25 protein-coding genes are annotated in these 25,426 nt (G+C 72.6%); 16 read left to right on the top strand and 9 right to left on the bottom strand.

Annotation, left to right across the window (positions count from 1 at the left end):
• Nucleotides 1-12: 12 nt before the first annotated feature.
• From ACZ303_RS16255 to ACZ303_RS16265, 3 genes are read right to left on the bottom strand one after another with little or no spacing between them, the layout of a single operon-like run.
• The gene (locus ACZ303_RS16255) at nt 13-657 is read right to left on the bottom strand and encodes a hypothetical protein (protein WP_467339351.1); all 645 of its coding nucleotides are present in this window, start codon (nt 655-657) and stop codon (nt 13-15) included.
• Nucleotides 658-711: 54 nt separating this feature from the next.
• Nucleotides 712-1,572, bottom strand: a complete 861-nt coding sequence (locus ACZ303_RS16260) for a siderophore-interacting protein (protein ID WP_467339353.1) — start codon at nt 1,570-1,572, stop codon at nt 712-714.
• A gap of 47 nt (nt 1,573-1,619) precedes the next feature.
• Entirely contained in the window at nt 1,620-2,525 is a 906-nt protein-coding gene (locus ACZ303_RS16265) for a 5'-3' exonuclease (protein WP_467339651.1), read from the bottom strand.
• 237 nt (nt 2,526-2,762) lie between these two features.
• On the opposite strand from ACZ303_RS16265, the gene ACZ303_RS16270 reads away from it, so the two are divergent.
• From ACZ303_RS16270 to ACZ303_RS16280, 3 genes are all read left to right on the top strand, one after another.
• Nucleotides 2,763-3,860 (top strand): quaternary amine ABC transporter ATP-binding protein, encoded by a 1,098-nt coding sequence (locus ACZ303_RS16270; RefSeq protein ID WP_467339354.1) that lies wholly within the window; start codon nt 2,763-2,765, stop codon nt 3,858-3,860.
• Nucleotides 3,853-5,664, top strand: coding sequence for an ABC transporter permease/substrate binding protein (locus ACZ303_RS16275; RefSeq protein ID WP_467339355.1), 1,812 nt, complete (start codon nt 3,853-3,855; stop codon nt 5,662-5,664). Before ACZ303_RS16270 ends, ACZ303_RS16275 begins: the two co-directional genes overlap by 8 nt.
• A gap of 119 nt (nt 5,665-5,783) precedes the next feature.
• Nucleotides 5,784-6,524 carry a helical backbone metal receptor gene (locus tag ACZ303_RS16280; protein WP_467339356.1) on the top strand — a complete coding sequence of 247 codons (741 nt, stop codon included), beginning with the start codon at nt 5,784-5,786 and terminating at the stop codon, nt 6,522-6,524.
• Here the strand turns inward: ACZ303_RS16280 and ACZ303_RS16285 are convergent.
• Complete coding sequence (locus ACZ303_RS16285; protein ID WP_467339357.1) at nt 6,451-7,554, bottom strand: TDT family transporter; 1,104 nt, start codon at nt 7,552-7,554, stop codon at nt 6,451-6,453. The two genes, ACZ303_RS16280 and ACZ303_RS16285, sit on opposite strands and share 74 nt — an antisense overlap.
• A 70-nt stretch (nt 7,555-7,624) precedes the next feature.
• Between ACZ303_RS16285 and ACZ303_RS16290 the strand changes: the two genes are divergently transcribed.
• Nucleotides 7,625-8,530, top strand: coding sequence for a LysR family transcriptional regulator (locus ACZ303_RS16290; protein WP_467339358.1), 906 nt, complete (start codon nt 7,625-7,627; stop codon nt 8,528-8,530).
• A 48-nt stretch (nt 8,531-8,578) separates the two neighbouring features.
• On the opposite strand, the gene ACZ303_RS16295 is transcribed toward ACZ303_RS16290, so the two are convergent.
• The 3 genes from ACZ303_RS16295 to ACZ303_RS16305 form a co-directional block, all read right to left on the bottom strand.
• Entirely contained in the window at nt 8,579-9,277 is a 699-nt protein-coding gene (locus tag ACZ303_RS16295; RefSeq protein ID WP_467339360.1) for a gamma-glutamyl-gamma-aminobutyrate hydrolase family protein, read from the bottom strand.
• A gap of 28 nt (nt 9,278-9,305) precedes the next feature.
• Nucleotides 9,306-10,772 (bottom strand): ethanolamine permease, encoded by a 1,467-nt coding sequence (gene eat, locus ACZ303_RS16300; protein ID WP_467339362.1) that lies wholly within the window; start codon nt 10,770-10,772, stop codon nt 9,306-9,308.
• Between the two features lie 95 nt (nt 10,773-10,867).
• The gene (locus ACZ303_RS16305) at nt 10,868-11,596 is read right to left on the bottom strand and encodes a FadR/GntR family transcriptional regulator (protein ID WP_467339363.1); all 729 of its coding nucleotides are present in this window, start codon (nt 11,594-11,596) and stop codon (nt 10,868-10,870) included.
• A 72-nt stretch (nt 11,597-11,668) separates the two neighbouring features.
• On the opposite strand from ACZ303_RS16305, the gene ACZ303_RS16310 reads away from it, so the two are divergent.
• From ACZ303_RS16310 to ACZ303_RS16325, 4 genes are all read left to right on the top strand, one after another.
• Nucleotides 11,669-13,036, top strand: coding sequence for a glutamine synthetase family protein (locus tag ACZ303_RS16310; protein ID WP_467339364.1), 1,368 nt, complete (start codon nt 11,669-11,671; stop codon nt 13,034-13,036).
• A gap of 10 nt (nt 13,037-13,046) precedes the next feature.
• A complete protein-coding gene (locus tag ACZ303_RS16315; protein ID WP_467339365.1) occupies nt 13,047-14,408 on the top strand; it encodes an aldehyde dehydrogenase family protein in 1,362 nt (453 codons plus the stop codon).
• Nucleotides 14,405-15,190, top strand: a complete 786-nt coding sequence (locus ACZ303_RS16320) for a 3-oxoacyl-ACP reductase (protein WP_467339366.1) — start codon at nt 14,405-14,407, stop codon at nt 15,188-15,190. The genes ACZ303_RS16315 and ACZ303_RS16320 overlap by 4 nt, the downstream gene beginning before the upstream one ends.
• Nucleotides 15,191-15,282: 92 nt before the next feature.
• Entirely contained in the window at nt 15,283-16,548 is a 1,266-nt protein-coding gene (locus ACZ303_RS16325; RefSeq protein ID WP_467339367.1) for an HAD family hydrolase, read from the top strand.
• 26 nt (nt 16,549-16,574) lie between these two features.
• On the opposite strand, the gene ACZ303_RS16330 is transcribed toward ACZ303_RS16325, so the two are convergent.
• Nucleotides 16,575-17,780 (bottom strand): alanine racemase, encoded by a 1,206-nt coding sequence (locus ACZ303_RS16330; RefSeq protein ID WP_467339369.1) that lies wholly within the window; start codon nt 17,778-17,780, stop codon nt 16,575-16,577.
• 195 nt (nt 17,781-17,975) lie between these two features.
• Here ACZ303_RS16330 and ACZ303_RS16335 point away from each other — a divergent pair, with 195 nt between their 5' ends.
• The 4 genes from ACZ303_RS16335 to ACZ303_RS16350 all read left to right on the top strand — a co-directional run bounded on the left by ACZ303_RS16335 (nt 17,976) and on the right by ACZ303_RS16350 (nt 22,250).
• On the top strand, nt 17,976-18,869 hold the full coding sequence (locus ACZ303_RS16335; RefSeq protein WP_467339371.1) for a hypothetical protein: 894 nt from the start codon (nt 17,976-17,978) through the stop codon (nt 18,867-18,869).
• Nucleotides 18,866-20,020, top strand: a complete 1,155-nt coding sequence (gene mycP / locus ACZ303_RS16340; protein ID WP_467339372.1) for a type VII secretion-associated serine protease mycosin — start codon at nt 18,866-18,868, stop codon at nt 20,018-20,020. Before ACZ303_RS16335 ends, mycP begins: the two co-directional genes overlap by 4 nt.
• 480 nt (nt 20,021-20,500) lie before the next feature.
• Complete coding sequence (locus tag ACZ303_RS16345; protein WP_467339373.1) at nt 20,501-21,232, top strand: SseB family protein; 732 nt, start codon at nt 20,501-20,503, stop codon at nt 21,230-21,232.
• 217 nt (nt 21,233-21,449) lie between these two features.
• Nucleotides 21,450-22,250, top strand: a complete 801-nt coding sequence (locus ACZ303_RS16350) for an MIP family channel protein (RefSeq protein ID WP_467339653.1) — start codon at nt 21,450-21,452, stop codon at nt 22,248-22,250.
• A 3-nt stretch (nt 22,251-22,253) separates the two neighbouring features.
• Here the strand turns inward: ACZ303_RS16350 and ACZ303_RS16355 are convergent, their stop codons facing one another.
• Nucleotides 22,254-22,616, bottom strand: coding sequence for a DUF1844 domain-containing protein (locus tag ACZ303_RS16355; protein ID WP_467339375.1), 363 nt, complete (start codon nt 22,614-22,616; stop codon nt 22,254-22,256).
• Between the two features lie 342 nt (nt 22,617-22,958).
• On the opposite strand from ACZ303_RS16355, the gene infC reads away from it, so the two are divergent.
• The 4 genes from infC to ACZ303_RS16375 all read left to right on the top strand — a co-directional run bounded on the left by infC (nt 22,959) and on the right by ACZ303_RS16375 (nt 25,402).
• Nucleotides 22,959-23,621 carry a translation initiation factor IF-3 gene (infC, locus tag ACZ303_RS16360; RefSeq protein ID WP_467339376.1) on the top strand — a complete coding sequence of 221 codons (663 nt, stop codon included), beginning with the start codon at nt 22,959-22,961 and terminating at the stop codon, nt 23,619-23,621.
• 128 nt (nt 23,622-23,749) lie between these two features.
• Nucleotides 23,750-23,944, top strand: a complete 195-nt coding sequence (rpmI, locus tag ACZ303_RS16365) for a 50S ribosomal protein L35 (RefSeq protein ID WP_184733640.1) — start codon at nt 23,750-23,752, stop codon at nt 23,942-23,944.
• 102 nt (nt 23,945-24,046) lie between these two features.
• On the top strand, nt 24,047-24,430 hold the full coding sequence (gene rplT, locus ACZ303_RS16370) for a 50S ribosomal protein L20 (protein WP_344093255.1): 384 nt from the start codon (nt 24,047-24,049) through the stop codon (nt 24,428-24,430).
• A 117-nt stretch (nt 24,431-24,547) separates the two neighbouring features.
• Complete coding sequence (locus tag ACZ303_RS16375; RefSeq protein ID WP_467339379.1) at nt 24,548-25,402, top strand: TrmH family RNA methyltransferase; 855 nt, start codon at nt 24,548-24,550, stop codon at nt 25,400-25,402.
• The last annotated feature ends 24 nt before the right edge of the window (nt 25,403-25,426 follow it).

The raw sequence follows: 25,426 nt of genomic DNA on the forward strand, positions 1-25,426 counted from the left end.
CCGCATCCCCGGTCAGGGGCGGTCCGTGTCCTCCGTGGCGCGGGCCGCCTCGGCGCGGGTGCGGCGGCGTAGGAGGGTGTAGGTGCCCAGGGCGGTGAGGACGGCGGCGGCGAGCGCGGAGCCGGCGCTCACGGCGATCACGGTTCCGATGCCGAAACCGTCCTCCTCCTCATCCTCGTCCTCGTCCGCCAGCGCGGCCTCGCTGGTCTTGTCGACGACATCGTCGTAGCTCTTGGGGCCGGCGCAGAAGTCGCGGTTGCCGGGGTCCATCTCCGGCACCACGGTCAGTTCGACGGTGTCCAGGGCCTGGCCCTCGCCGTGGTCCTTGAGCGCCACGGGGTAGGTGCCGGGGGTGATGTCGCAGAGGACCATGCCGGCGGCCTGGGCGTAAGGGACGCCGTTCTTGCCCTCCCGGAACCGCTTCGCCTTGATGGTGATCTTCTTGACGAAGGCGGGCGATTCGAGGGTCACATAGCCGTTGGCGTCGTCGAGCGTGCCGTCGTCGATCGTCACGGTGAACGTGGCCTCGCGGCCGCGCTGTGTCGGCGCGGCCGCGGTGACCGACCAGGAGGGGTCCGCCCAGGCGTCGGCGGTCGTCGTGAGGACGAGCGCGGCGGCCGCCGCGCTCGTCAGGGCTATGCGGGCACGGGTCGTCATGGGCCCGAGGGTATCGATGTCCCGCCCGGTGCCCGGCGCGGAACCGCCCCGGGGCTAGGCGGCCGGTGTGTCCGCGGACGCGGTCTCCTGCTCAGCCTCCACCTGCTTGTTCCACTCCGGCTTCGACGCCTGCCAGCCGTCCTCGTCGTGCCCCCGGCGCCAGTAGCCGGAGATCGACAGCCGCTCCCGCGGGATCTCGCGCTCCACCCGGAGATGGCGGCGCAGCTCCTTCACGAAGCCCGCCTCGCCGTGGACGAACGCCTGCACGTCGCCGGCCGGGAAGTCGAGCGAGCACACGGCCTTGACGAGGGCCTCGCCGACCGGCGCGCCGCCGCGGTGCAGCCAGGTGATCCGGACGCCCTCGGGCAGGTCGAGCCGCTGCTCCTCCGCCGCGTCCGCGACCTCGACGAAGGCGTGGACGACCGCGCCCGCCGGCATCCGCTCCAGGGACGCGGCGATCGCCGGCAGCGCGCTCTCGTCGCCCGCGAGCAGGTGCCAGTCGGCGGCCGGGTCGGGGGAGTAGGCGCCGCCGGGGCCGAGGAAGAACACCTCGGTGCCGGGCTGCGCGGCCACGGCCCACGGCCCGGCCAGCCCCTCGTCGCCGTGGACGACGAAGTCGATGGCCAGCTCGCGCGCGGCACGGTCGAAGGAGCGCACGGTGTACGTGCGCTTCACCGGCCACTGGTCGCGCGGCAGGTCGCGCTGGATGACCTCCATGTCGAAGGGCTCGGGGTAGGCGACGCCCTCGACGGGGAAGAGCAGCTTCACGTAATGGTCGGTGTGTTCGCCGGCCCCGAAGTCCGCGAGCCCCTCCCCGCCCAGGACGACCCGCACCATGTGCGGCGTCAGCCGCTCGGTGCGCACCACGCGCGCGCGGTTGAGCTGGGGCTTCTTCCGGACGGGACGGTCTGCCATGGCTGTCTCCCCTGGTAACTTAAGTTAGGCACACCTAACTTAACAGCTCAGCCGGCGAGAACGGCGAGCAGTCGCTGCAACGAACCGCCCAGTCCCCAGCGCTCGGCCAGCTCCTCCAGCGTCATGGGGTCGCGCGGCTCGGCGGGCAGCGCCGCGTCGAACGGCGCCAGCGGCACATCGGAGGCGACCCGCACCACCTTCGGCGCCACCGCCAGATACGGGCCCGCCTCCACCAGGCGCCTGCGCTGCGCCGGCGTCAGCTTGGACGCCGGGTCGGCGGCGGCCGCCATGATCCCGGCCAGATCGCCATGGGCGGCCAGCAGCTTCGCGGCCGTCTTCTCGCCGACGCCCGGCACCCCCGGCAGGCCGTCGCTGGGGTCGCCCCGCAGCAGCGCCAGATCGGCGTACCCGGCGCCGTCCACGCCGTACTTCTCCCGCAGCAGCGCCTCGTCGACGACCTGGAGGGAGCCGACGCCCTTCAGCGGATACAGCACCCGCACCCCCCGCCGGTCGTCCACGAGCTGATAGAGGTCGCGGTCGCCGGTGACGATGTCCACCGGCCCCCGCGCCCGCCCCGCCAGCGTGCCGATCACGTCATCGGCCTCGTAACCCACGGCACCGACACGGGCGATACCGACCGCGTCGAGCACCGCCTCGATCACCGGCACCTGCGGGGAGAGGGTGTCGGGGGTCTCCTCCTCGTCCGGGCCGGCCTCGACCTCCTCGGCCACCCGGTGCGCCTTGTACGAGGGGATCAGCTCGACCCGCCACTGCGGCCGCCAGTCGAAGTCCATGCAGGCCACCAGGTCGTCCGGGTGGTGGTCCTGGACCAGGCGGGCGATGAAGTCGAGCAGGCCGCGCACCGCGTTCACGGGCGTGCCGTCCGGGGCCCGCACGGTGTCCGGCACACCGAAATAGGCGCGGAAATACAGAGAAGCGGTGTCGAGGAGCATCAGGCGTCGCGTCACGCCCCCGATCATGCCGCATCCCACTGACACGCCCCGGCGGACATGTGAAGTGGATCACTGTTCCGTTTGCCCCGAATGATCGAGGGCAGGCGCGGCACCGGAGCGGACCCCGCCACCGCGCCCTCGCGGCGCGGCGGGCACGCGGACCGAAACCGCACCGCTCCACGTCCCGGCCCGATGGGGGGTGTCGGGGCAGTGCTGAGTTCGACCCGAGAGGTTTATGTGTCCAGGCTCCAGGCCGAGCACTTGTACAAAGTGTTCGGCACCCGACCCGAAGCCGCCGTCAAACGACTCGAAGGCGGCGCGGGCCGCGACGAGCTGCGCGCGGACGGCACCACCGCCGCGGTCATCGATGCCTCCTTCGAGGTCGAGGCCGGCCAGATCTTCGTGGTGATGGGTCTGTCCGGATCCGGCAAGTCCACGCTGCTGCGCATGCTCAACGGCCTGCTGGACCCCACCGCCGGACGCGTCCTCTACGACGGCCAGGACCTGACCGCCCTCTCCCCGCGCGAGCTGCGCGCCGTGCGCTCCCGCGGCATCAGCATGGTCTTCCAGCACTTCGCGCTCTTCCCGCACCGCAGCGTGCTGGAGAACGCCGGCTACGGCCTCGAAGTACAGGGCGTACCGCGCGAGGAGCGCGAGCAGCGCGCCGCCGAGGCCCTGGAACTCGCCGGCCTGGGGGGCTGGGAGGCCTCCTGGCCCGACGAGCTGTCCGGCGGCATGCAGCAGCGCGTCGGCCTCGCCCGCGCGCTCGCCACCGACGCCGACCTGCTGCTGATGGACGAGTCCTTCAGCGCCCTGGACCCGCTGATCCGCCGCGACATGCAGGACCAGCTGCTCGACCTCCAGACAAGGCTGAAGAAGACCATCGTCTTCATCACCCACGACCTCAACGAGGCCATGCGCCTGGGCGACCGCATCGCCGTCATGCGCGACGGCCGCATCGTCCAGAACGGCACCGCCGAGGACATCCTCCTGCGGCCCGCCAACGACTACGTCGCCTCCTTCATCCAGGACGTGGACCGCTCCCGGGTCCTCACCGCCGGATCGATCATGGACGCGCCGGGTGGCGGCCACAGCGCGCGCGAGATCCTCGCGGCCGCGCCCGCCACCGTCGCCAGCGGGACGCCGGTCTGCGAGCTGTTCGCCCCCTTCGCCCGCAGCGGCGCCCCCGTCGCCGTCGTCGACGACCGCGGCGAGCTCGCCGGGATCGTCACCCGCGACCGGATGCTGGCCGCGCTGGGCGACGAGCCCGCCGTCGCGCCGACCGACGAGCCCAAGGAAGACGAGCGCAAGGAAGCAGTGATCGCCGGTGCCTAGGATCCACTTCGGCCAGTGGGTCGAGTCGGCCGTCAGCTGGCTCCAGACCCACCTGAACTGGCTGTTCGACGCCATCAGCACCGTCCTCACCGGTGCCTACGACGGTGTGAACGCCGTGCTCGGCGCCCCCCACCCGCTGCTGATGGCCGGCATCCTCGCCGTCGTCGCCTGGTGGCTGCGCGGCCTGGCGGCCGCCGTCGTCACCTACGCCGGTCTCGCGCTCGTCGACTCCTTCGGCCTGTGGGACGAGGCGATGGCGACGCTCTCGCTCGTCCTCGTCGCCAGTGTGCTCACGCTCCTGATGGCCGTGCCCCTGGGCATCTGGGCGGCGCGCAGCCGGGCCGTCAGCGGTGCGCTGCGGCCCGTACTGGACGTCATGCAGACCATGCCGGCCTTCGTTTACCTGATCCCCGGCGTGATGTTCTTCTCGATCGGACCCATGCCCGGTCTGATCGCCACCGTCGTCTTCTCCATGCCGCCGGGCGTGCGGATGACCGAGCTGGGCATCCGCCAGGTCGACGGCGAACTCGTCGAGGCCGCGCGCGCCTTCGGCACCACCCCGCGCGACACCCTCGTCCGCGTCCAGCTGCCGCTGGCGCTGCCCACCATCATGGCGGGCGTCAACCAGGTCATCATGCTGGCCCTGTCCATGGTCGTCATCGCGGGCATGGCCGGCGCGGGCGGCCTCGGCGAGGCCGTGTACGCGGCCGTCACCCAGGTCGACATCGGCGGCGGCGTCGAGAGCGGCCTGGCCGTCGTCATCCTCGCCATCTACCTGGACCGGATGACCGGCTCCCTCAACGAGCGGGTCTCCCCGCTCGGCCGGCGCGCCCTGGCCAAGGCCGCGGCGACCGCGCGCGGCACCGCCTACGCCACCTTCCTGCGCTACCGCCCCGGCACCGCGGTCGCCACCGTCGGCGTCGTCGTCCTGGCGCTGATCGCGGGTGGCATGAACCTCGCCGGGGGCGGCGACAAGGACAGCGTGGCCGCGGGCAAGAACGTCGGCCAGGGCAAGCGGATCAAGCTCGGCTACTTCCCCTGGGACGAGGCCGTCGCCACCACCTACCTCTGGCAGAACATCCTGGAGGACCGCGGCTTCAAGCCCGAGGTCAAGCAGCTCGACCCCGGCCCGCTGTACACCGCGCTCGCCCAGGGGCAGATGGACGTGCAGTTCGACTCCTGGCTGCCCACCACCCACAAGCGCTACTGGGAGCTCTACCGCGACCGGCTCACCGACCTGGGCACCTGGTACGGACCCACGTCGCTGGAGCTGACCGTGCCCGCCTACATGAAGGACGTCAACTCGATCGACGACCTCAAGGGCAAGGGCGGCCAGTTCGGCGGCAAGGTCGTCGGCATCGAGTCGAGCGCCGGCAACATGGGCATGCTCAACAGCAAGGTGCTCAAGGAGTACGGACTGGACGGCGAGTACAAGGTCGTCTCCTCCACCACCTCCACGATGCTCGCCGAGCTGGACCGCGCCTACAACAAGAAGGAACCGATCGTCGTTCCGCTGTGGTCCCCGCACTGGGCGTACGCCAAGTACGACCTGAAGAAGCTCAAGGACCCCAAGGGCGTCTGGGGCGCCGGTGAGCAGATCCACACCATCGGCAAGAAGGACTTCGCCAAGGACTTCCCCAAGGCCGCCGGCTGGATGAAGGACTTCAAGATGTCCGAGAAGGAGCTCGCCTCCCTGGAGGCCGAGCTGCAGAACGGCGGCAAGGGCAAGGAGAAGGAGTCCGCCCGCCGCTGGCTGGACGCCCACCCGGACATGGCCGACAAGCTCGCGCCCGTGGACGCGTAGGCACCGCACGGCCCCGGGCACGGGCCCCGCATACCGTCTCGCGACGGTATGCGGGGCCCGTCGCCGCTCCACGAGCGCACGGACCGGGGCGCGCCGTCCGCGCCGAGTACGGTGTGATCATGGCCATTCACCGTGCCGTACGCCGTGTGGTGTCCCTCGTCCCCTCGCTCACCGAGGCCGTCGCCGCGACCGAACGCGGGCTGCTCGTCGGCGCCACCGACTGGTGCGACCACCCCGCCGGGCTCGACGTCGCCCGCGTCGGCGGCACCAAGAACCCCGACCCGGCCCGCATCGCGGCCCTCGCGCCCGACCTCGTCCTCGCCAACGAGGAGGAGAACCGCGCACCCGACCTGGCCGCGCTGCGCGCCGCCGGGCTGAACGTCCTGGTGACCGAAGTACGCACCCTCCAGCAGGCCTTCACCGAACTGGAGCGGGCCCTGGTGGACGGCTGCGGCCTGCCCCGGCCCGGCTGGCTCGCGGACGCCGAGGACGCCTGGCGCGACGTCCGGGCCGGCGCGCCGTCCGTACGAGCCGTGGTGCCCATCTGGCGGCGGCCCTGGATGGTCCTGGGCCGGGACACCTTCGCCGGCGACGTCCTCGCCCGGCTCGGCGTCGACAACGTCTACGCCGGGCACGCCGAACGCTATCCGCGCGTGCCCGTCGAGGAGTTGAACGCGTCCGGCGCCGGGCTCGTCGTCCTGCCCGACGAGCCCTACCGCTTCACCGCCGACGACGGCCCGGAGGCGTTCCCCGCCCTGCCGTACGCGCTCGTCGGCGGCCGGCACCTCACGTGGTACGGACCGTCGCTGACGGAAGCACCGGCCGTACTGGGCGCGGCCCTTCGAGCAGCCGGCCGCTGACCAGCCCGCGCACCGTCCGCGCCCCGGCCACCGCCCAGGCCGCGACCAGCAGCCCGTACAGGCCCACCGCCAGCCAGGAGAAGGCGTGCAGACCGGTGTGGCGCGCAAGACCCGCGGCGCCCGTGACGCACGTGCCCACAGGGAAGGTGAACGCCCACCACGTCATCGTGAACCCCATGCCGCGCCGGAACGCCCGCACCACCATGGCCCCCGCCAGCACCAGCCACAACAGCGCGAAGCCCAGCACCGGAACGCCGTAGAGCACGGCGAAGGCCCCCATCGCGTGCGCGTACGGGGCGACGGCGCCCGGCGCGGCGTCGGCGAGGTTGTTCACCGCGGTGGTCGACTGTCCCAGCGGTCCCAGCACGAGGAAGAGCGCCGGTGTCAGCGCGAGCGGCAGGGGCCCGTGGTGGACGAGCCGGGAGAAGATCAACGGCAGGACGATCAGCGTCGCCAGCAGACTCATCCCGAACAGCGCGTAACAGCCCAGCACCATCGCCTCCCGCCACTGCCCGGCCGGAAGGTGCGGTACGAGCGCGGGACCCACCGCGGCGGACACCATCGGCGCGACCACGGGCAGCAGCCACACGGGGGAGGCGCCGCCGGCGTCGATCTTGTGCCTGGTCACCATCAGATACGGCACGACCGCCGCCGCGCCCAGCCCGAGCACGGTGCCGGCCACCCACAGCACGGCGGCCACGGCCACGCCCGCCCGCACGCCGACGACCCCCGATCCGACGGACAGGGTCGCCCCGCCGACCGCGAGCAGGGCCATCGCCAGGCAGCCGTAGAACGGCGCGACGGCCGGGTCGGCGAGGTGCCGGCGGGCCTGGTCGGGGTGGCGCGCCCAGTGCGTGGCGCGTGCCGCGAGCAGGACGAGCAGGGCGATGGCGGCCAGCGCCCATACGGCCTCGTACGCGCCGCGCGGGGTGTCTCCCGGCAGGGAGGAACCGGCGGTCGCGACGATGGCGGTGCCCATGACGGTGGCGTACCAGTTGGGGCCGAGGTGGCGGACGGTGCGGGTGTTCATGTGCCCACGGTCGCCCGGCGGGCGGGCGCGCACTAGGGGCCATGGGTCTATGCGGGCATAAACTGGGTTTATGACCCCCTCGCCGTCCCTCGCGCACCGGGTCCCCGACCTGGGGGCGCTGGAACTGCTGCTCGCCGTGGCACGGCTGGGCAGCCTGGGGCGCGCCGCGCGGGAGGTGGGCATCACCCAGCCCGCCGCGAGCAGTCGCGTCCGCGGCATGGAGCGGATGCTGGGCGTCGCCCTCGTCGAACGCTCTCCCCGCGGGTCCCGGCTGACCGAGGCGGGTGTCCTCGTCACGGACTGGGCGCGGCGCGTCGTGGAGGCCGCGGAGGTCTTCGACGCCGGGGCGCAGGCGCTCCGCAACCGCCGGGACTCCCGGCTGCGGGTCGCCGCGAGCATGACGACCGCGGAGTACCTGCTCCCTGGCTGGCTCATCGCGCTGCGGGGGCTGTTGCCGGACACGGCGGTCTCGCTGAGCGCCGGTAACTCCACGGTGGTCGCCGCGCGGGTGCTCGCCGGCGAGGCGGACCTCGGCTTCGTCGAGGGCCTGGACGTACCGGCCGGCCTGGACGGCACGGTCATCGGCCACGACAGGCTGGTGGTCGTGGTGGCCCCGTCCCATCCGTGGGCCCGCCGCCGGGCGCCGATCGACCCCGCCGAGCTGGCGTCGACACCGCTGATCCTCCGGGAGCGTGGGTCGGGCACGCGCCAGGTGCTGGACGCGGCGCTGGCCGGTGGCCTGGCCGAGCCGTTGCTGGAGCTGGCGTCCACGACCGCGGTGAAGGGGGCGGTGGTCAGCGGGGCCGGACCGTCCGTGCTGAGCGAACTGGCCGTCGGGGACGAGCTGGCCGGCCGCCGGCTGGTGGAGGTCCCGGTCCGGGACCTGTCGTTGCGGCGTGCCCTACGGGCGGTCTGGCCGCAGGGCCACCGGCCCTCCGGGCCGGCGCGGGAGCTCTTGGGGTTGACCCGGGGATAGGCGGGGGTCCGTTTCCCGCGGCGGGAAACGGACCCCATCGGCCGATCGTCAGATCGACGCCACCAGCCCCTCGATCAGCCGGAGATCCTCCCCGACTTCCGGGTGCCACTGCACCCCCACCGCGAAGCGCGGGCCCTCCACCTCAAGGGCCTCCACCGTCCCGTCCTCCGCGTACGCCGAGGTCACCAGCCCCTCGCCCAGCCGGTCGACCGCCTGGTGATGGTGCGTGGCGACGGCCACCGCCTCAGGGATGAGACGGCCCAGCCGGCTGTCCGGGGACGGTTTGACCAGGTGGTCGGAGAACACCCCCGCCCGCGGGTTGTGGGCCTCGTGGCCCACGATGTCCGGCAGGTGCTGGCACAGCGAGCCCCCCGCGTGGACGTTCATCAGCTGCATGCCCCGGCAGATCCCGAGCACCGGGATCCCCCGGTCCAGCGCCGCGTCCAGCAGCGCCAGCTCCCACCGGTCGCGTTCGGGAACCGGTGTTCCCGCGCGTTTGTGCGGGGTCTCGCCGTAGAGCGCGGGGTCGAGGTCCTCGCCCCCGGCGAGGACGAGCGCGTCCAGGCGCCGCACGATGGACGCGGCGACCGCGGGCTCGTCCGGGGGCAGGAGCGCCGCCAGCCCACCCGCCCCCTGCACGTAGGAGGTGTACGCCGCGGGAAGCAGAGCCGCCGGCAGGTCCCAGGCCACCCCCCAGCGGGCCCGGGTCAGATACGTGGTGACGCCGATCAGCGGCTGCACAGCCATGCGCGTCGGATCCTTTCTGTCGTCGTTCTCAGGTCAGTTCCGCCTCCGCCGCGGCCAGCGCCGCGAACTCCTCCTCCGGCGCGCTCGCCACCAGCCGGTGCCGGCTGTAGAGGGCGAAGTACAGGGCGGCGACCACGTACACGCCCAACGCGACGAACGCGGCCTTCATGTCCACCAGGAACGTCGCCACCAGCGCCGCGCACGCCAGCACGAAGGCGACGATCGAGGTCACCACGCCGCCAGGCGTACGGTACGGCCGCGGCAGGTCCGGTTCGCGGCGGCGCAGCACAACGTGGGAGAGCGACATCAGCGCGTACGAGATCGTGGCGCCGAAAACCGCGACGTTGAGCATCAGCGCGCCGTCGCCGGTGGTCGCGGCCAGGGTGAAGCCCAGGGCGCCGGGGACCAGCAGGCCGAGGTAGGGGGCCTTGCGGCGGCTGGTGAGGGAGAGGAAGCGGGGGAGGTAGCCGGCCCGGGACAGCGCGAAGAGCTGCCGGGAGCCGGCGTAGATGAGGGAGAAGAAGGAGGCCACCAGGCCCGCGAGCCCGGCGTAGTTGACGACGCGGCCGAGCGTGGTGGGCCGGCCGTCGTTCTGAAGGGCGGCGACCAGGGGGTTGCCGGCGTCCTTCATGGCGTCGGCGCCGCCCGCGCCGGTGGCGGCGAGGAAGGTCAGCAGGGCGAGGACGAGCAGGATGCCCATGGAGGTGGCCATGGCCTTCGGCAGCGAGCGTGCCGGGTCCTTCGTCTCCTCGGCCGCCAGGGGGACGCCCTCCACGCCGAGGAAGAACCACATGCCGAACGGGAACGACGCCCAGATGCCCAGCACCCCGAACGGCAGCCACGACGAGGCGCCGAAGGCGTCGTGGTCGACGGCGATGTCGTTCAGCCGGCCCGAGTCGAAGTCGGTGAAGGCCCCGGCCGCGAAGATCAGCAGCGCGGCGACGGCGATGCCCGTCACGATGAAGCTGAACCGCAGCGCCTCGCCCACACCCCACAGGTGGATGCCGATGAAGACGACGAAGCAGGCCAGGTACACCGGCCAGGAGGACGTGAGCCCGAACAGGTGCAGCGATTCGACGTAGTCGCCGATGAAGAGGGAGATCGCCGCCGGCGCGAGGACGTACTCGATGAGGATCGCGGTGCCGGTCAGGAAGCCGCCCCAGGGGCCGAGCGCCCGGCGGGCGAAGCCGTAGCCGCCGCCGGCCGTCGGCAGGACCGCGGCCATCTCGGCGAGCGCGAAGACCATACAGGTGTACATCAGCCCCATCAGGACGGCGGCGATGGCGAGCCCGCCGAAGCCGCCCTGCGCGAGGCCGAAGTTCCAGCCGGAGAAGTCGCCGGAGACGACGTAGGCCACGCCGAGGCCGGTGAGCAGGAGCGGGCCGGCGCTGCCCCGGCGCAGGGTGCGCCGGTCGAGGTAGTCGTCGGGGCCGTCGGCCGGAGGCCCACCGGCGGAGCGGGGTGGTGCCGTGGGTGTCTCCGTGCGATCGGCCATGGACGGCTCCTGCCCTCGGGGGTTAAAGGTTGTGCCGCATACCTTTGCCATGGTGGCGGGACCAAAGCAACCCTCTTGCGTAAAAGACTGGTTACTTACGAGAGGAACCCCCGCAGCAGCGCGGCCGTGCCGCAGCAGTGCTCGCGCATCACACCGCGCGCGCCGTCGGCGTCACCGGCCAGGACCGCCCCGACCAGCGCGGTGTGCTGGGCCTGGGAGTGTTCGAGGTTGCGCACCAGCAGCGGGATGCAGTCCAGCAGGTCGTTGACCGTCGCCCGGACGGCCGCGTACTGCGCCGCGAGCGTGGGGGAGCCCGAGAGCTCCGCCAGCGTCAGGTGGAAGAGCGTGTCCAGGCGCCGGTAGTCGGCCAGCGGCGCGTCGTGGGTGGCGGCCAGCGCCGCCCGCAGCCGCTCCACCTGGTCCTCCGCCAGGCCGTGCGCCGCACACAGCCCGGCCGCTCCCACCTCCAGCACCTCGCGGAACCGCAGGATGTCCTCGACGTCGACGGCGGCCACCCGGCGCCGCAGCTCCGCGGTGCCCGACGTCGCCGTGACCGTGCGGCCGCGGACGAACGTACCTCCGTACCGGCCGCGCCGGCTCTCCACCACGCCCTCTTCCTGGAGCACCTTCAGCACCTCGCGCAGCGTCACCCGGCTGATGTGCAGCCGGTCCGCCAACTCCCGCTCCGAGGGCAGCCGTTCCCCGTCCGGGACCAGCCCCAGCCGGACGATCTGGAGTATCTGCTCCAGGGCCTCCTCGAAGCCGTTGCCCGTCCGGACCGGTCGCAGCACCGGCGCAAGCAGGTCCGCCGAATCCTCGTCCACGGCACCCCTTCCCAATCAAAGGTCTGTACGCATACCTTATGACCTCCGGTTGCGCAGACAGGAGGCTTTCCCGTGGCAGACCGCACACCCCCGCTTTCCGTCGACGAGCTGCGCAGGCTCGTCGACGCCGGGGAGATCGACACAGTCGTCCTCGCCTTCACCGATATGCAGGGAAGGCTCCAGGGCAAGCGGTTCGCCGCCCGGTACTTCCTCGACCAGGTGCTCGACCACGGCACCGAGGGCTGCAACTACCTCCTCGCGGTCGACGTCGACCTCAACACCGTGGACGGCTACGCCATGTCGTCCTGGGAGCGCGGCTACGGAGACTTCGCCCTGCACGGCGACGCCGCCACCCTCCGCCGCACCCCGTGGAACCCCGGCACCGCGCTCATCACCGCCGACCTCGCCTGGCACGACGGCTCACCGGTCCCGGCCTCCCCGCGGCAGATCCTGCGCGGCCAGCTCGACCGTCTCGCCGAGCGCGGCTGGAGCGCCTACGCGGGCACGGAGCTGGAGTTCATCGTCTTCAAGGACACCTACGAGGAGGCGTGGGGCCGCGCCTACCGCGGCATGACCCCCGCCAACCAGTACAACGCCGACTACTCCGTCCTCGCCACCGGCCGCGTCGAGCCGCTCCTGCGCCGCATCCGCAACGAGATGGGCGCCGCCGGCATGACGGTGGAGTCCGCCAAGGGCGAGTGCAACCTCGGCCAGCACGAGATCGTCTTCGTCTACGACGAGGCCCTCGCCACCTGCGACCAGCACTCCGTCTACAAGACCGGAGCCAAGGAGATCGCCGCCCAGGAGGGCATGGCGCTCACCTTCATGGCCAAGTACGACGAGCGCGAGGGCAACTCCTGCCACATCCACCTCTCGTTGCGCGACGAGGCCGGCGCGCCGGTGCTGGCCGACGAGGCGGGCCCGTACGGCATGTCGAAGACCATGCGGCACTTCCTGGCCGGACAGCTCGCCGCCCTGCGCGACTTCACCCTGCTGTACGCGCCGAACATCAACTCCTACAAGCGCTTCCGGCCCGGCTCCTTCGCCCCCACCGCCGTCGCCTGGGGCCCCGACAACCGCACCTGCGCCCTGCGCGTCATCGGCCACGGCCCCTCCCACCGCTTCGAGAACCGGCTCCCCGGCGGCGACGTCAACCCCTACCTCGCCGTCGCCGCCATGGTCGCCGCCGGGCTCCACGGCGTCGAGAACGAGCTGGAGCTGCCCGAGGCGTGTACCGGCAACGCCTACAGCGGTGACGCCGCGCACGTCCCCACGACACTGCGCGAGGCCGCCGACCTGTGGGAGGCCAGCCCCATAGCGCGTGCCTCGTTCGGGGACGAGGTGGTCGAGCACTACCTCCACATGGCGCGCGTCGAACAGCAGGCGTACGACACCGCCGTCACGGACTGGGAGCGCTTCCGCTCCTTCGAGCGGATGTAAGGACCCTACGTTGCACGAGATCATCAATCCGGCGACCGAAGAGGTCATCGCGACCGTTCCCGTCGCCACCCCGGGGGACGTCGACGCCGCCGTCGTACGGGCCGCCAAGGCCCAGATCGGGTGGGCGGCGCTCGCCCCCGGCGACCGGGCCCGGCAGCTGCGCCGCTTCGCCGCCGTCGTCGACCAGCACGTCGAGGAGCTGGCGCTGCTGGAGGTCCGGGAGGCCGGTCACCCCATCGGCAACGCCCGCTGGGAGGCGGGCAACGTCCGTGACCTGCTCGACTACGCCGCGGGCGGCGTCGAGCGGCTCACCGGCAGCCAGATCCCCGTCGCCGGCGGGCTGAACGTCACCTTCCACGAACCGCTCGGCGTCATCGCCGTCATCGCCCCGTGGAACTTCCCGATGCCCATCGCCGGCTGGGGCCTCGCCCCCGCGCTCGCCGCGGGCAACGCCGTGCTCCTCAAGCCCGCCGAGACCACCCCGCTCACCGCCCTGCGGCTGGCCGAACTCGCGCTGGTGGCCGGGCTGCCCGAGGGCCTCTTCCAGGTCCTGCCGGGAGACGGGCCCGTCGTGGGCGACGCCCTCGTGGAGCACCCCGGCATCGCCAAGGTCGTCTTCACCGGCTCCACCGCCGTCGGCAAGCAGATCATGGCCAAGTGCGCGGCGAACGTGAAGCGCGTGACCCTCGAACTCGGCGGCAAGAACCCCAACATCGTCTTCGCCGACGCCGACATCGAACAGGCCGCCGCGGCCGCCCCCGGCTCCTTCCTCGACAACACCGGGCAGGACTGCTGCGCCCGCAGCCGCATCCTGGTCCAGCGGAGCGTCTACGACCGCTTCATGGAGCTGCTGGAGCCCGCGGTGAAGTCCTTCGTGGTCGGCGACCCCACCGACCCGGCCACCCAGATGGGGCCGCTCGTCTCGGCCGCGCACCGCGAGCGCGTACGGTCCTTCGTCCCCGAGTCCGCCCCCGCCGCCATCCGCGGCGAGATCCCGGCCGGGAAGGGCTTCTGGTACCCGGCGACCGTCCTCGAAGGCGCCCCGGACGACCCCGCCGCCGTCGAGGAGGTCTTCGGGCCGGTGGCCGTCGTGCTGCCCTTCGAGGACGAGGCGGACGCGGTACGGCTCGCCAACGCCACCGACTACGGCCTGTCCGGCTCGATCTGGACCCGCGACGTCGGCCGCGCCCTGCGGGTCTCCCGCGCCGTCGCGGCCGGCAACCTCTCCGTCAACTCCCACAGCAGCGTCCGCTACTGGACGCCCTTCGGCGGCTTCAAGCAGTCCGGCCTCGGCCGGGAGCTGGGCCCCGACGCGCTCGCCGCCTTCACCGAGACCAAGAACGTGTTCATCAGCACCGAGGAGACCAAGTGACCGACCAGACCCCCGTCTGCCGCCGACTCGTCGGCCGTACCGCCGTCATCACCGGTGCCGGCAGCGGCATCGGCCTGGCCACCGCCCGGCGCCTCGCCTCCGAGGGTGCCGACGTCGTCTGCGCGGACATCTCCGAGAGCGCCGGCAAGGCCGCCGCCGAAGAGGTCGGCGGGCTCTTCGTCAAGGTCGACGTCACCGACCCGGAGGAGGTCGAGGCGCTGTTCAAGACGGCGTACGACACCTACGGCTCCGTCGACATCGCCTTCAACAACGCCGGCATCTCCCCGCCCGACGACGACTCCATCCTCACCACCGGGCTCGACGCCTGGAAGCGCGTCCAGGAGGTCAACCTCACCTCCGTCTACCTCTGCTGCAAGGCAGCGCTGCCCTACATGCAGCGGCAGGGCAAGGGCTCCATCATCAACACCGCCTCCTTCGTCGCCAGGATGGGCGCCGCCACCTCGCAGATCAGCTACACCGCCTCCAAGGGCGGCGTGCTCGCGATGTCACGCGAGCTGGGCGTGCAGTTCGCCCGCGAGGGCATCCGCGTCAACGCCCTGTGCCCGGGGCCGGTGAACACCCCGCTCCTGAAGGAGCTGTTCGCGAAGGACCCGGAGCGGGCCGCGCGCCGCCTCGTGCACGTCCCCGTCGGCCGGTTCGCCGAGCCCGAGGAGATCGCCGCCGCCGTCGCCTTCCTCGCCAGCGACGACTCCTCCTTCGTCAACGCCGCCGACTTCCTGGTCGACGGTGGCATCGCGGGCGCCTATGTGACCCCGTTGTAGGGTCCATGATCAGAGCCGGGACCGGGCGGCCATGTCGGTGGTCCGGCCCCGGCGCACGTCCTGCCCCACCCGTACGCACCAAAAGAGATCCCATGCGCAAGAAGTCCGCCATCGTCGTCGGCCTCCTGGCCGCCGCGGCCCTCGCCACGTCGGTGCCCGCCACGGCGGCCCCCGCCCACGCGAGCCGCGCCAAGTGCCCGCAGCTCGACAAGAGCCTGAAGTGGTACGGCGACAACCGCGCCAAGCTCCAGAAGATGATCGACGAGCGCGGCACCTGTTCCGGCGACCGCACGGGTGCCCGCCCCGTGGCGGCCTTCGACTGGGACAACACCGTCGTCAAGAACGACATCACCGACGCCACGCTCGCCTGGGCCCTGCACCACGACAAGATCCTGCGGCCCAAGACCTGGACGTCCACGAGCAAGTGGCTGACCCCGGCCGCCGACCGCGCCCTGACCAAGGCGTGCGGCACGTCCGTCCCCGTCGGCAAGCCGCTGCGCACCTCGACGAACACCGCCTGCGCCGACGAGATCTTCGAGATCCGCGAGAAGTCGCAGACCATGGGCGGCGAGCCCGCCTTCGCCGGCGACTGGAACCACCGCCGCACGGTGCCCGCGTACGCCTGGATCCCGCAGCTCTTCGCCGGCCACACCCCGGACGCCCTGACCTCCTTCGCCAAGAAGGCGCGCGCCGAGCAGCTCGCCGCGCCCGTCGGCACCAAGCAGACCGTCGGCACGCACACCATCGCCGGCTACGTCCGCTACTACGACCAGCAGAAGGACCTCATCCGCACGCTCAAGGCGGCCGGCTTCGACGTCTACATCGTCTCCGCCTCCTCCGAGCCCATCGCGGAGGCGTGGTCCAGCGGTGTCGGCCTCGACCGCAAGCACACCATCGGCATCCGCAGCATCACCGAGCACGGCCGCCTCACCACCGCCATCAAGGGCTGCGGTGACGTCACCGGCACGGGCGGCGAGGCCCTGCCGTACATGGACGGCAAGCGCTGCATGATCAACCAGGAGATCTTCAAGATCAAGGGCGCCAAGGCCTGGAAGCAGCAGGACTTCGCGCACCGCATCGCCCTGGGCGCGGGCGACGCCGACACCGACGTGACGTTCGTCAACGACGCCACCGGCGCGCACGTGGCCATCAACCGCAACAAGCCCGAGCTGATGTGCCGCGCCCTCGACGACGCGGACGGCCGCTGGGTGGCCAACCCGATGTTCATCGACCCGATGCCGCGCAAGTCCGGTGCGTACCCCTGCGCGACCACCGGCGCCACCAACCCCGACGGGACCCACGCCCCGGTCCGGCGCGCCGACGGCTCGATCATCCCCGACCAGGCCGACCTGGCCTGACGGACGGGCGGCACCGGGCCGCGCGGTCAGACGAACGTGCGGCCCTCGCCCCGGTAGGTGGGGACCGTGTCCACCACACGGTCCCCGTCCACCAGCCGCAGCGCCTCGAAGCGCTCGCACAGCTCACCGGCCTTCGCGTGCCGGAACCACACCTTGTCGCCCACCAGCAGATCGTCGGCGGGCTGACCGATCAGCGGCGTCTGCACCTCGCCGACGCCCTCCCGGGCGTCGTAGCGCAGCCCCGGCGGAAGGTAGGGCTCCGGGAGCCGGTCGCGGCCCACCGCGCCCGAGGCCGGATAGCCGCCGCCCATCACCGTCACCACGCCGACGCCCGGGCGGCGCACCACCGGCAGCGCGAACAGCGCGGCCGGGCGGCCCCGGAACGAGGTGTAGTTGTCGAACAGCCGCGGTACGAACAGCCCCGACCCGGCGGCGACCTCCGTCACCGCCTCCTCCGCCGCGGTGTACTGCACGCTGCCCGTGCCCCCGCCGTTGACGAACTCCAGCTCCGCGACCTCCCGTACGGCCCGCACGGCCTCCGCCCGGCGCGCCGCCAGTTCCTTGCGGGCCGCCGCCTGCATCAGCCGGATCGCCCGCGACAGTACCGGCCGCCCCGCGACCGAGTCACCCACGCCCGCCACATGCGCCTCGTACGCCATGAGGCCCACCAGCCGGAACCCGGGGCGGCGCACGACCAGCCCGGCCAGCTCCGCCAGCCGCACCGGGTCGCGCAACGGCGACCGCAGCGCGCCGACCCGCACCCGGCCGGCCAGCAGCCGCAGCGAGGTGTCCAACTCCAGGCAGACCCGCACCGTTTCGCGCCCGGACCGGGCCGCGTCGATCAGCGCCAGCTGGGCCGGGTCGTCCACCATCACCGTCACCGCGCCCGCGAGCTTCGGATCGGACGTCAGCTCCGCGAACCCCGCCCGGTCGACCGACGGATACGCCAGCAGCACGTCCCGGACCCCCGACCGCGCCAGCCACAGCGACTCCGCCAGGGAAAAACTCATCACCCCCGTGAACCCGTCCCGCGCCAGCACCCGCTCCAACAGCGCCCGGCAGCGCACGGACTTGCTCGCCACCCGGACGGGCTTGCCCCGCGCCCGCCGCACCAGATCCGCGGCGTTCGCGTCGAACGCCTGGACGTCCACCACGGCCAGGGGCGCGTCGAGGGAAGCGGTGGCCCGGTCGTAGCGGGCCCGGTCGAACGAACGGGCGGGAAGAGCCAGCATGGGCGCAGCCTGCCAGAGCGCCACCGCCACGGGTAGGGGCCCGGCGCGAGATGGCTCCCGCACGCGTCCGCCCCGTAGAGTGGCGGCCACGCCGTGGGCCGAGCGCCGGTGGCGGGATGTCCGGATACGAACCGGCCCGCCCCGAAGGCGATCGGGCGCGGTACGGCGAGCCAGCTCGCGAGGGAGAGCGCAGGGTTGAGCACCGAAGCGGATGCCATGCCGCCGTCGGCTCCCACGCTGCCCGCGCGGAGACCGGCCGTTCCACCGCAGCTGCCGCCGATGCCCGCGACACCTCCACCGCGCGCCGCCGCCCCACCGCCCACCGCGCCGCGCGGCCCGGTGCGCACCGCCACGGCCGCCGCGTGCCTCGTCCTCGGCGTCGGACTCATCGGCGGCGCGCTGGCCGGGAGTTGGCTGGCCGGAGCGCCGGACCGGTTCTCGGCGACACAGCGCGCCTTCACCCAGGGCCGCGCCCTGTGGCGCACCGTCCCCGTGGACCAGCTCTTCCCCAGCACCCTGCACGCCCCCGGCGCGGGCCCCGGCGGCGCGGACCGCGACTGGATCCGCGTCGGCGTCGCCCCCGACAGCGACTGCGCGGACGCCTTCGACCCGCTCCTGGCGAAGGCACTGGCCCCCGCGGGCTGCGAACGCCTGCTCCGCGCCACCTACATCGACACCACGTCCACCACCGTCACCACCGTCGGCCTCCTCGTCACCGCCACCGGCGACGAGGGCATGCGCACCCTCCGCCGACGCTTCGCCGCCGAACACCTCGACGACCGCGCCGACCTGATGCCCCGCCCCTACGCCCCACCCGGTACCGTGGCCGAACGCTTCGGCGACGCCCAGCGCGCCAGCTGGCGCATCACCGTCCTCACCGACGCCCCCGCCGTCGTCTACGCCGTCACCGGCTTCGCGGACGCCCGTACGGGCACCCCACCGCAGCCCGCCGCCCGCGCCCTCGCCCCCGGCGCCACCACCGCCCCCGCCCAGGCGGGCCTCGGCCACGAGGCGACGGCCCTGGCCGACCGCCTGGACCGCACCTTCCACGAGGCGCTGCGCGCGGCGACGAAGGAGAGCGAACGATGAGGACGGCCCGCACCGTCGCCGCCCTCGCGACCGCCCTGGCCCTCACGCTGCTGCCCGCCGGCCCCGCCCGGGCGGACGACATACGCGTACAGGAGTGGGCCCTCGACACGCTGCACACCGAGGACGCCTGGCGGACCACCAAGGGCGCGGGCATCACCGTCGCCGTCCTCGACACCGGGGTCGACGACGGGCACCCCGACCTGAAGGGCCAGGTCCTGCCCGGCAAGGACCTCGTCGGCTTCGGCGCCGGCCCCGGCGACCGGGCCTGGGCCCGCCACGGCACCGCCATGGCCGGGATCATCGCCGGCCGCGGACACGGCCCCGACGGCGCCGACGGCGTCCTGGGCGTCGCGCCCGAAGCGAAGATCCTCCCGGTGCGGGTGATCCTGGAGGACGGCGACCCGTCCCGCCCCAAGGCCCGCGGCGCCCGGGGCTCCGCCCTCGCCGACGGCATCCGCTGGGCCGCCGACCACGGCGCCGACGTGATCAACCTGTCCCTCGGCGACGACAGCGACACCGCCCACCCCGAACCCCGCGAGGACGCCGCCGTGCGGTACGCCCTGAGCAAGGGCGCCGTCGTCGTCGCCTCCGCCGGCAACGGCGGCGAACAGGGCGACCACATCTCCTACCCGGCCGCCTACCCCGGCGTCATCGCCGTCACCGCCGTCGACCGCTACGGCAACCGCGCCGCGTTCTCCACTCGCCGTTGGTACGCGGCGGTCAGCGCACCCGGCGTCGACGTCGTGATCGCCGACCCCGACCGCCGCTACTACGAAGGCTGGGGCACGTCCGCGGCCGCCGCGTTCGTCTCCGGAGCCGTCGCCCTCGTACGGTCCGCCCGACCCGGCCTGAGCCCGGCGCAGGTCCGCCGCCTCGTCGTCGACACGGCCCACGGCACGCCGCCGGGCGGACGATCCGACGCGGTCGGCGCCGGGGTCGTGGACCCGGCCGCGGCGATTGCGCTGGGCGCGCGGGTTCCGGGCGAACCGGCGCCGCCGCTCGGCCATCCGGCCCGGTACTTCGGTCCTGGCCCACACGAGGTGGGTACCTCTGCCCCGGGTACGGGGCCACTCGCCGTGGGGGCTGGGTGTCTCGGAGCGGTGCTCCTGGTGACCTCGGCGGTGCTTTTGCGGCGTAGCCGCAGGTCTTGACGTCGTTTCGGGGTTCTCCTGTTTGCCCTCGTGCGGGCGCGTTGTCCGCTGCGCGGGGCTGTCAATGGTGCGGGGTCGGGCCTCCGCGGGTGCTTGTCAGGGCTGCTTCGCTTTACGCCCTGACAAGCACCCGCTCCGACCCGCCCCCTCCCGTGGAGGGTGGGAGGAAAACCAGTTGGTGGTTTGGGTGCGCTGTCGCGTTGCCGGTCACTACCGGTCTTTTCTTCCACCCACCGGCAGGAGGGGGCGGGTCGGAGGGGGTGGTGTGTCGGGCGTAAAGCGAAGCAGCCCGACACACCACCCCCGCAGGCCCGACCCCGACCAGCCACAAGCCCCGCGCAGCGGACACCGCAGCGGGAAACGCGCCCGCATGAGGGCAACCGTGCGCACCCAGAATCCCGACCCGCCCCGCGCAGCGGACCCGCACGAGGGGTGATAGGGGGGCCGAACCCCCAAAAGCCCGGCCGGTAGGCTCACCCCGTGCTGAAGAACATCCCCGACCCAGGTTTCTCGGACGACGACGGCTCCGCCGACGTAGCCCTCACCAAGGCGCTCGCCGCCTGGGCGGCGGATCCCGCCGCGGAGGCCGAGGTCCTGGCCGCCCTGCGAGCCGCACGGCTACTCGTGCCGGTCGTGGCCGTGCTCGGCGAGGTGGAGACCGGGCCGGACGGCCTGAAGCGGGAGAAGACCAGCGACATGGCCGTGCCGACGCTTCAGGCGCCGGACGGGCGCAAGGCGCTGCCCGCGTTCACGTCGATCGAGACGCTGGCCCGCTGGCGCGCGGACGCGCGCCCCGTGGCGGTGCCGCTGCACCAGGCGTTGCAGGCGGCCGCGCACGAGAAGGCGGACACGATCGTCCTGGACCTCGCGGGGCCGGTGTCGTACCAGCTGACGGGCCCGGCGCTGCTGGCGCTGGCCGAGGGGCGGACGAGCGTCGACCCGCTGGCGGACCCGTCGGTGGCCGACGCGCTGCGGAGCGTTCTGGCGGCGGAGCCGGGCGTCCTGCGGGCCCACCTGGGCCCGTCGCGGGAGGCGGACGGCACGCTGGCGCTGACGCTGGTCGAGGACTCGGCACACCACGAGGTGGTGCAGCGGGTGGCACAGGCACTGGCGGCGGACGACGTACTGCGCGCCCGGCTCGTACAGGGGCTGGACATGGCCTTGGTCCCGGCCGGGACCGCCCTGCCGGGAGAGCCGCTCTTCCAGCGCTGAGCGCAGACCGCAAAGCAGGCCCGGCGGGGGCCGACCTCACCGTTCGAGCGCCGGCCGCAAGGACACCCGGCGGGGGCCGACCTCACCGTTCGAGCGCCGGCCGCAAGGCCAGAACGCGCGGGGGGAACGGGATCGTCCGACAATGCGAGGACAGTCCACGAGATCCCCGGGAGGACCCATGGACGCCGTGAAAATGGGATCTTTGCAGCTCGACTCGGTGCAGATGAGAACCGTCGTGGCGGAATTCGCCGGCACCGCGCTGCTGGTCTTCTTCGCCGTCGGCTCCGCGGTACTCGCGGCCGACTACATCGGGGTCCTGGGTATCGCCCTGGCCTTCGGCTTCACTCTTCTGGCCCTGGCGTACGCCCTGGGGCCGATCTCGGGCGCCCATGTGAACCCCGCGGTGACGCTGGGCTTCCTGGCGCAGGGCCGCATCACGCTGCGTACGGCGATCGAGTACTGGATCGCACAGCTGCTGGGCGGCATCGTCGGCGCGGCGGTGCTGTTCCTGCTGGCCAAGCAGGTGCCGGGGCTCAAGACGCACGGCGCGTTCGGCAGCAACGGCTACGGTGACCGGTCGGCGGTGCACATCAACACCGGCGGCGCGTTCCTCGCGGAGGTCGTCCTGACGTTCCTGCTGGTCTTCGTCGTGCTCGCGGTGACCCACAAGGTGGCGGTCGTCGGCTTCGACGGGCTGCCCATCGGCCTGGCCCTCGCCGTGATCCACCTGGTGGGCATCCCGCTGACCGGCACGTCCGTGAATCCGGCGCGGAGCCTGGGCCCGGCGCTGTTCGCGGGTGGTGCCGCGCTGTCCCAGCTGTGGCTGTTCATCGTCGCGCCGCTGGTCGGCGGGGTGCTCGCAGCCCTGGCGCACGAGTGCACGCACCCGCGGATGGGGCCGGCCAACGTCGCGGACGAGCGGTCCACGGCGCCGCACCCGGCCCCCTCGGCGCGCCCGGGGACCAGGCCGCGCCCGGACGCCACGCCGCCCCCCGACACGCTGCCCCCGGAGGGGTGAGACTCAGCCGAAGACGGGCCCGGTGTACTTCTCGCCGGGCCCCTTGCCGGGCTCGTCCGGTACGACGGACGCCTCGCGGAAGGCCAGCTGCAGCGATTTCAGACCGTCGCGCAGCGGTCCCGCGTGGAAGTTGCTGATCTCGGTGGCGCTGGCGGTGACCAGCCCGGCGAGCGCGGTGATCAGCTTGCGGGCCTCGTCGAGGTCCCTGTGCTGCTCGCCCTCCTCGGCCAGGCCGAGGTTGACCGCCGCCGAGCTCATCAGGTGCACCGCGACCGTCGTGATCACCTCGACCGCGGGGACGTCCGCGATGTCACGGGTCATGGTGTCGAAGTCCGGTGTCTCTTCGGTGGGGGTCGCGTCGCTCATGGGGCCCACGATACGGCCCGGCGCCGAATCGGTTCGCCACGGGTTGGCACCCCACGCTCGCACGCTGCTAAGGTGGTGCCTACGACCGGCTGGACACTCACGTGCCCGGCCCGCAAGTGGAGGCTCCGAACTCCCACCTCGTCGATCCACGATCGGCAGGTCTCCGGTCAGGTAGCGCCCATCGTTCCGTACGGACGATGGAGCTGCCCGATAGCCCCGCGGCTCACACCGTGGTGGTTCCGGTTTCATGGAGCCCCGCCTGTGTCCCGTCCGGGGCATTTTTTGATGCATCGGCGCGGTTGGTACGAAAACAGACGTTACGCGGCTGTCCGCCAGACAACCGTGTGGTGCAACCTAGGAGGCCCCATCAGCACCGAGCCCCGCATCAACGACCGGATTCGCGTCCCCGAGGTGCGACTCGTCGGTCCGAGCGGCGAGCAGGTGGGCATTGTGCCGCTCGCCAAGGCCCTTGAGCTCGCGCAGGAGTACGACCTCGACCTGGTCGAGGTCGCCGCTTCCGCCAGGCCGCCGGTCTGCAAGCTCATGGACTACGGCAAGTTCAAGTACGAGTCGGCCATGAAGGCCCGTGAGGCGCGCAAGAACCAGGCGCACACGGTCATCAAGGAGATGAAGCTCCGGCCGAAGATCGACCCGCACGACTATGACACCAAGAAGGGTCACGTCGTCCGGTTCCTCAAGCAGGGCGACAAGGTCAAGATCACGATCATGTTCCGTGGTCGCGAGCAGTCCCGCCCCGAGCTGGGCTACCGACTGCTGCAGCGGCTGGCGGAGGACGTCCAGGACCTCGGTTTCGTCGAGTCGAACCCGAAGCAGGACGGCCGAAACATGATCATGGTTCTCGGTCCTCACAAGAAGAAGACCGAGGCGATGGCCGAAGCCCGCGAGGCGCAGGCCGCTCGCAAGGCGGAGCGCCAGGGTGTCTCCGCCGAGCAGGAGCAGTCCGCCGAGCAGGAGCAGTCCGCCGAGGAGCCTGCAGAGGCGTGATCCCGGGGCGTTCGCGCCCTGGCTTCACCCCCGGGGCAGCCGCCCCGGACAGCAACCGAACACAGCTGACGCTCCCGTGTGCCCGTTCGCGGGCCCGGGGAGCGCCACCGACGAGGAGATACGGCGCGATGCCGAAGAACAAGACGCACTCCGGTGCCAGCAAGCGCTTCAAGATCACTGGCTCCGGCAAGGTCATGCGCGAGCGCGCCGGCAAGCGCCACCTGCTCGAGCACAAGTCGTCCAAGCTGACGCGCCGCCTCACCGGCACCGTCGAGCTGGCCCCGGGCGACGCCAAGAAGATCAAGAAGCTTCTCGGCAAGTGACGCTCCGCACCCCGTTCGCACGGGGTGCGCGTCGGACCGGGACCCATTCGAATTCGGGCCGCGTGAGAACGCACCGCGGCCCCGCTACAAGGAGTTAAACAAGTGGCACGCGTCAAGCGCGCAGTCAACGCGCACAAGAAGCGTCGGGCGATCCTCGAGGCGGCCAGCGGCTACCGCGGCCAGCGGTCGCGTCTGTACCGCAAGGCCAAGGAGCAGGTCACCCACTCCCTGGTCTACAACTACAACGACCGCAAGAAGCGCAAGGGCGACTTCCGTCAGCTGTGGATCCAGCGCATCAACGCCGCTGCCCGCCAGAACGGCATGACGTACAACCGCCTCATCCAGGGTCTGAAGGCCGCCAACATCGAGGTGGACCGCAAGATCCTGGCCGAGCTCGCGGTCAACGACATGAACGCGTTCGCCGCGCTCGTCGAGGTCGCGCAGAAGGCGCTGCCGGCCGACGTGAACGCCCCGAAGGCCGCCTGACCCGGCGCCCCAAGGCTGTGCAACGGACCCGCAGGCCCCCGCGGCCTGCGGGTCCGACGCTTTTCGTACCACCGCACACGACCGCACCCGACCGACCTACGAAGTGAGCCGCCGCCCATGGGCACCCCCGAGCTGATCTCCCCGCGCTCCCCCCGCGTCATCGCCGCCCGCCGGCTGGCCAAGCGCAGTTTCCGGGTCAAGGAGCGCCGGTTCATCGCCGAGGGCCCCCAGGCCGTACGCGAGGCGATCGAGCACCGCAGCGCCGGTGAGCCCACCCTCGTCGAGCTCTTCGCCACCGTCGAGGCCGCCGGGCGGCATGCGGAGATCGTCGAGGCCGCGCACGCCGCGGGCGTACGGGTGCACACCGCGGACGACGACGTCGTCGCCGACCTCTCGCAGACCGTCACCCCGCAGGGGCTGGTCGGTGTCTGCCGCTTCCTCGACTCGCCCTTCGAGGAGATCCTCGCCGCCCGCCCCAAGCTGGTCGCCGTCCTCGCGCACGTACGCGACCCCGGCAACGCCGGTACGGTCCTGCGCTGCGCGGACGCCGCCGGCGCGGACGCCGTCGTGCTGACCGACGCCTCCGTGGACCTCTACAACCCCAAGTCGGTCCGCGCCTCCGTCGGCTCCCTCTTCCACCTGCCCGTCGCCGTCGGCGTGCCCGTCGAGCAGGCCGTGCGCGGCCTCCAGGGCGCCGGCGCGCGGATCCTGGCCGCCGACGGGGCGGGCGAGCGGGACCTGGACGGGGAGCTGGACCGGGGCACCATGGGCGGTCCCACCGCCTGGATCTTCGGCAACGAGGCGTGGGGGCTGCCGGAGGAGACCCGCGCCCTCGCGGACGAGGTCGTACGGGTACCGATCCACGGCAAGGCCGAGAGCCTGAACCTCGCGACGGCCGCCGCGGTGTGCCTCTACGCCTCGGCTCGTGCGCAGCGTGCACCCGGAGGGTGCCGCTCCGTGACCTTCAGCTAGTAGGGTTGCCCTCCGGGGGCTCGG

It is taken from the genome of Streptomyces sp. NPDC023527 (assembly GCF_055560115.1).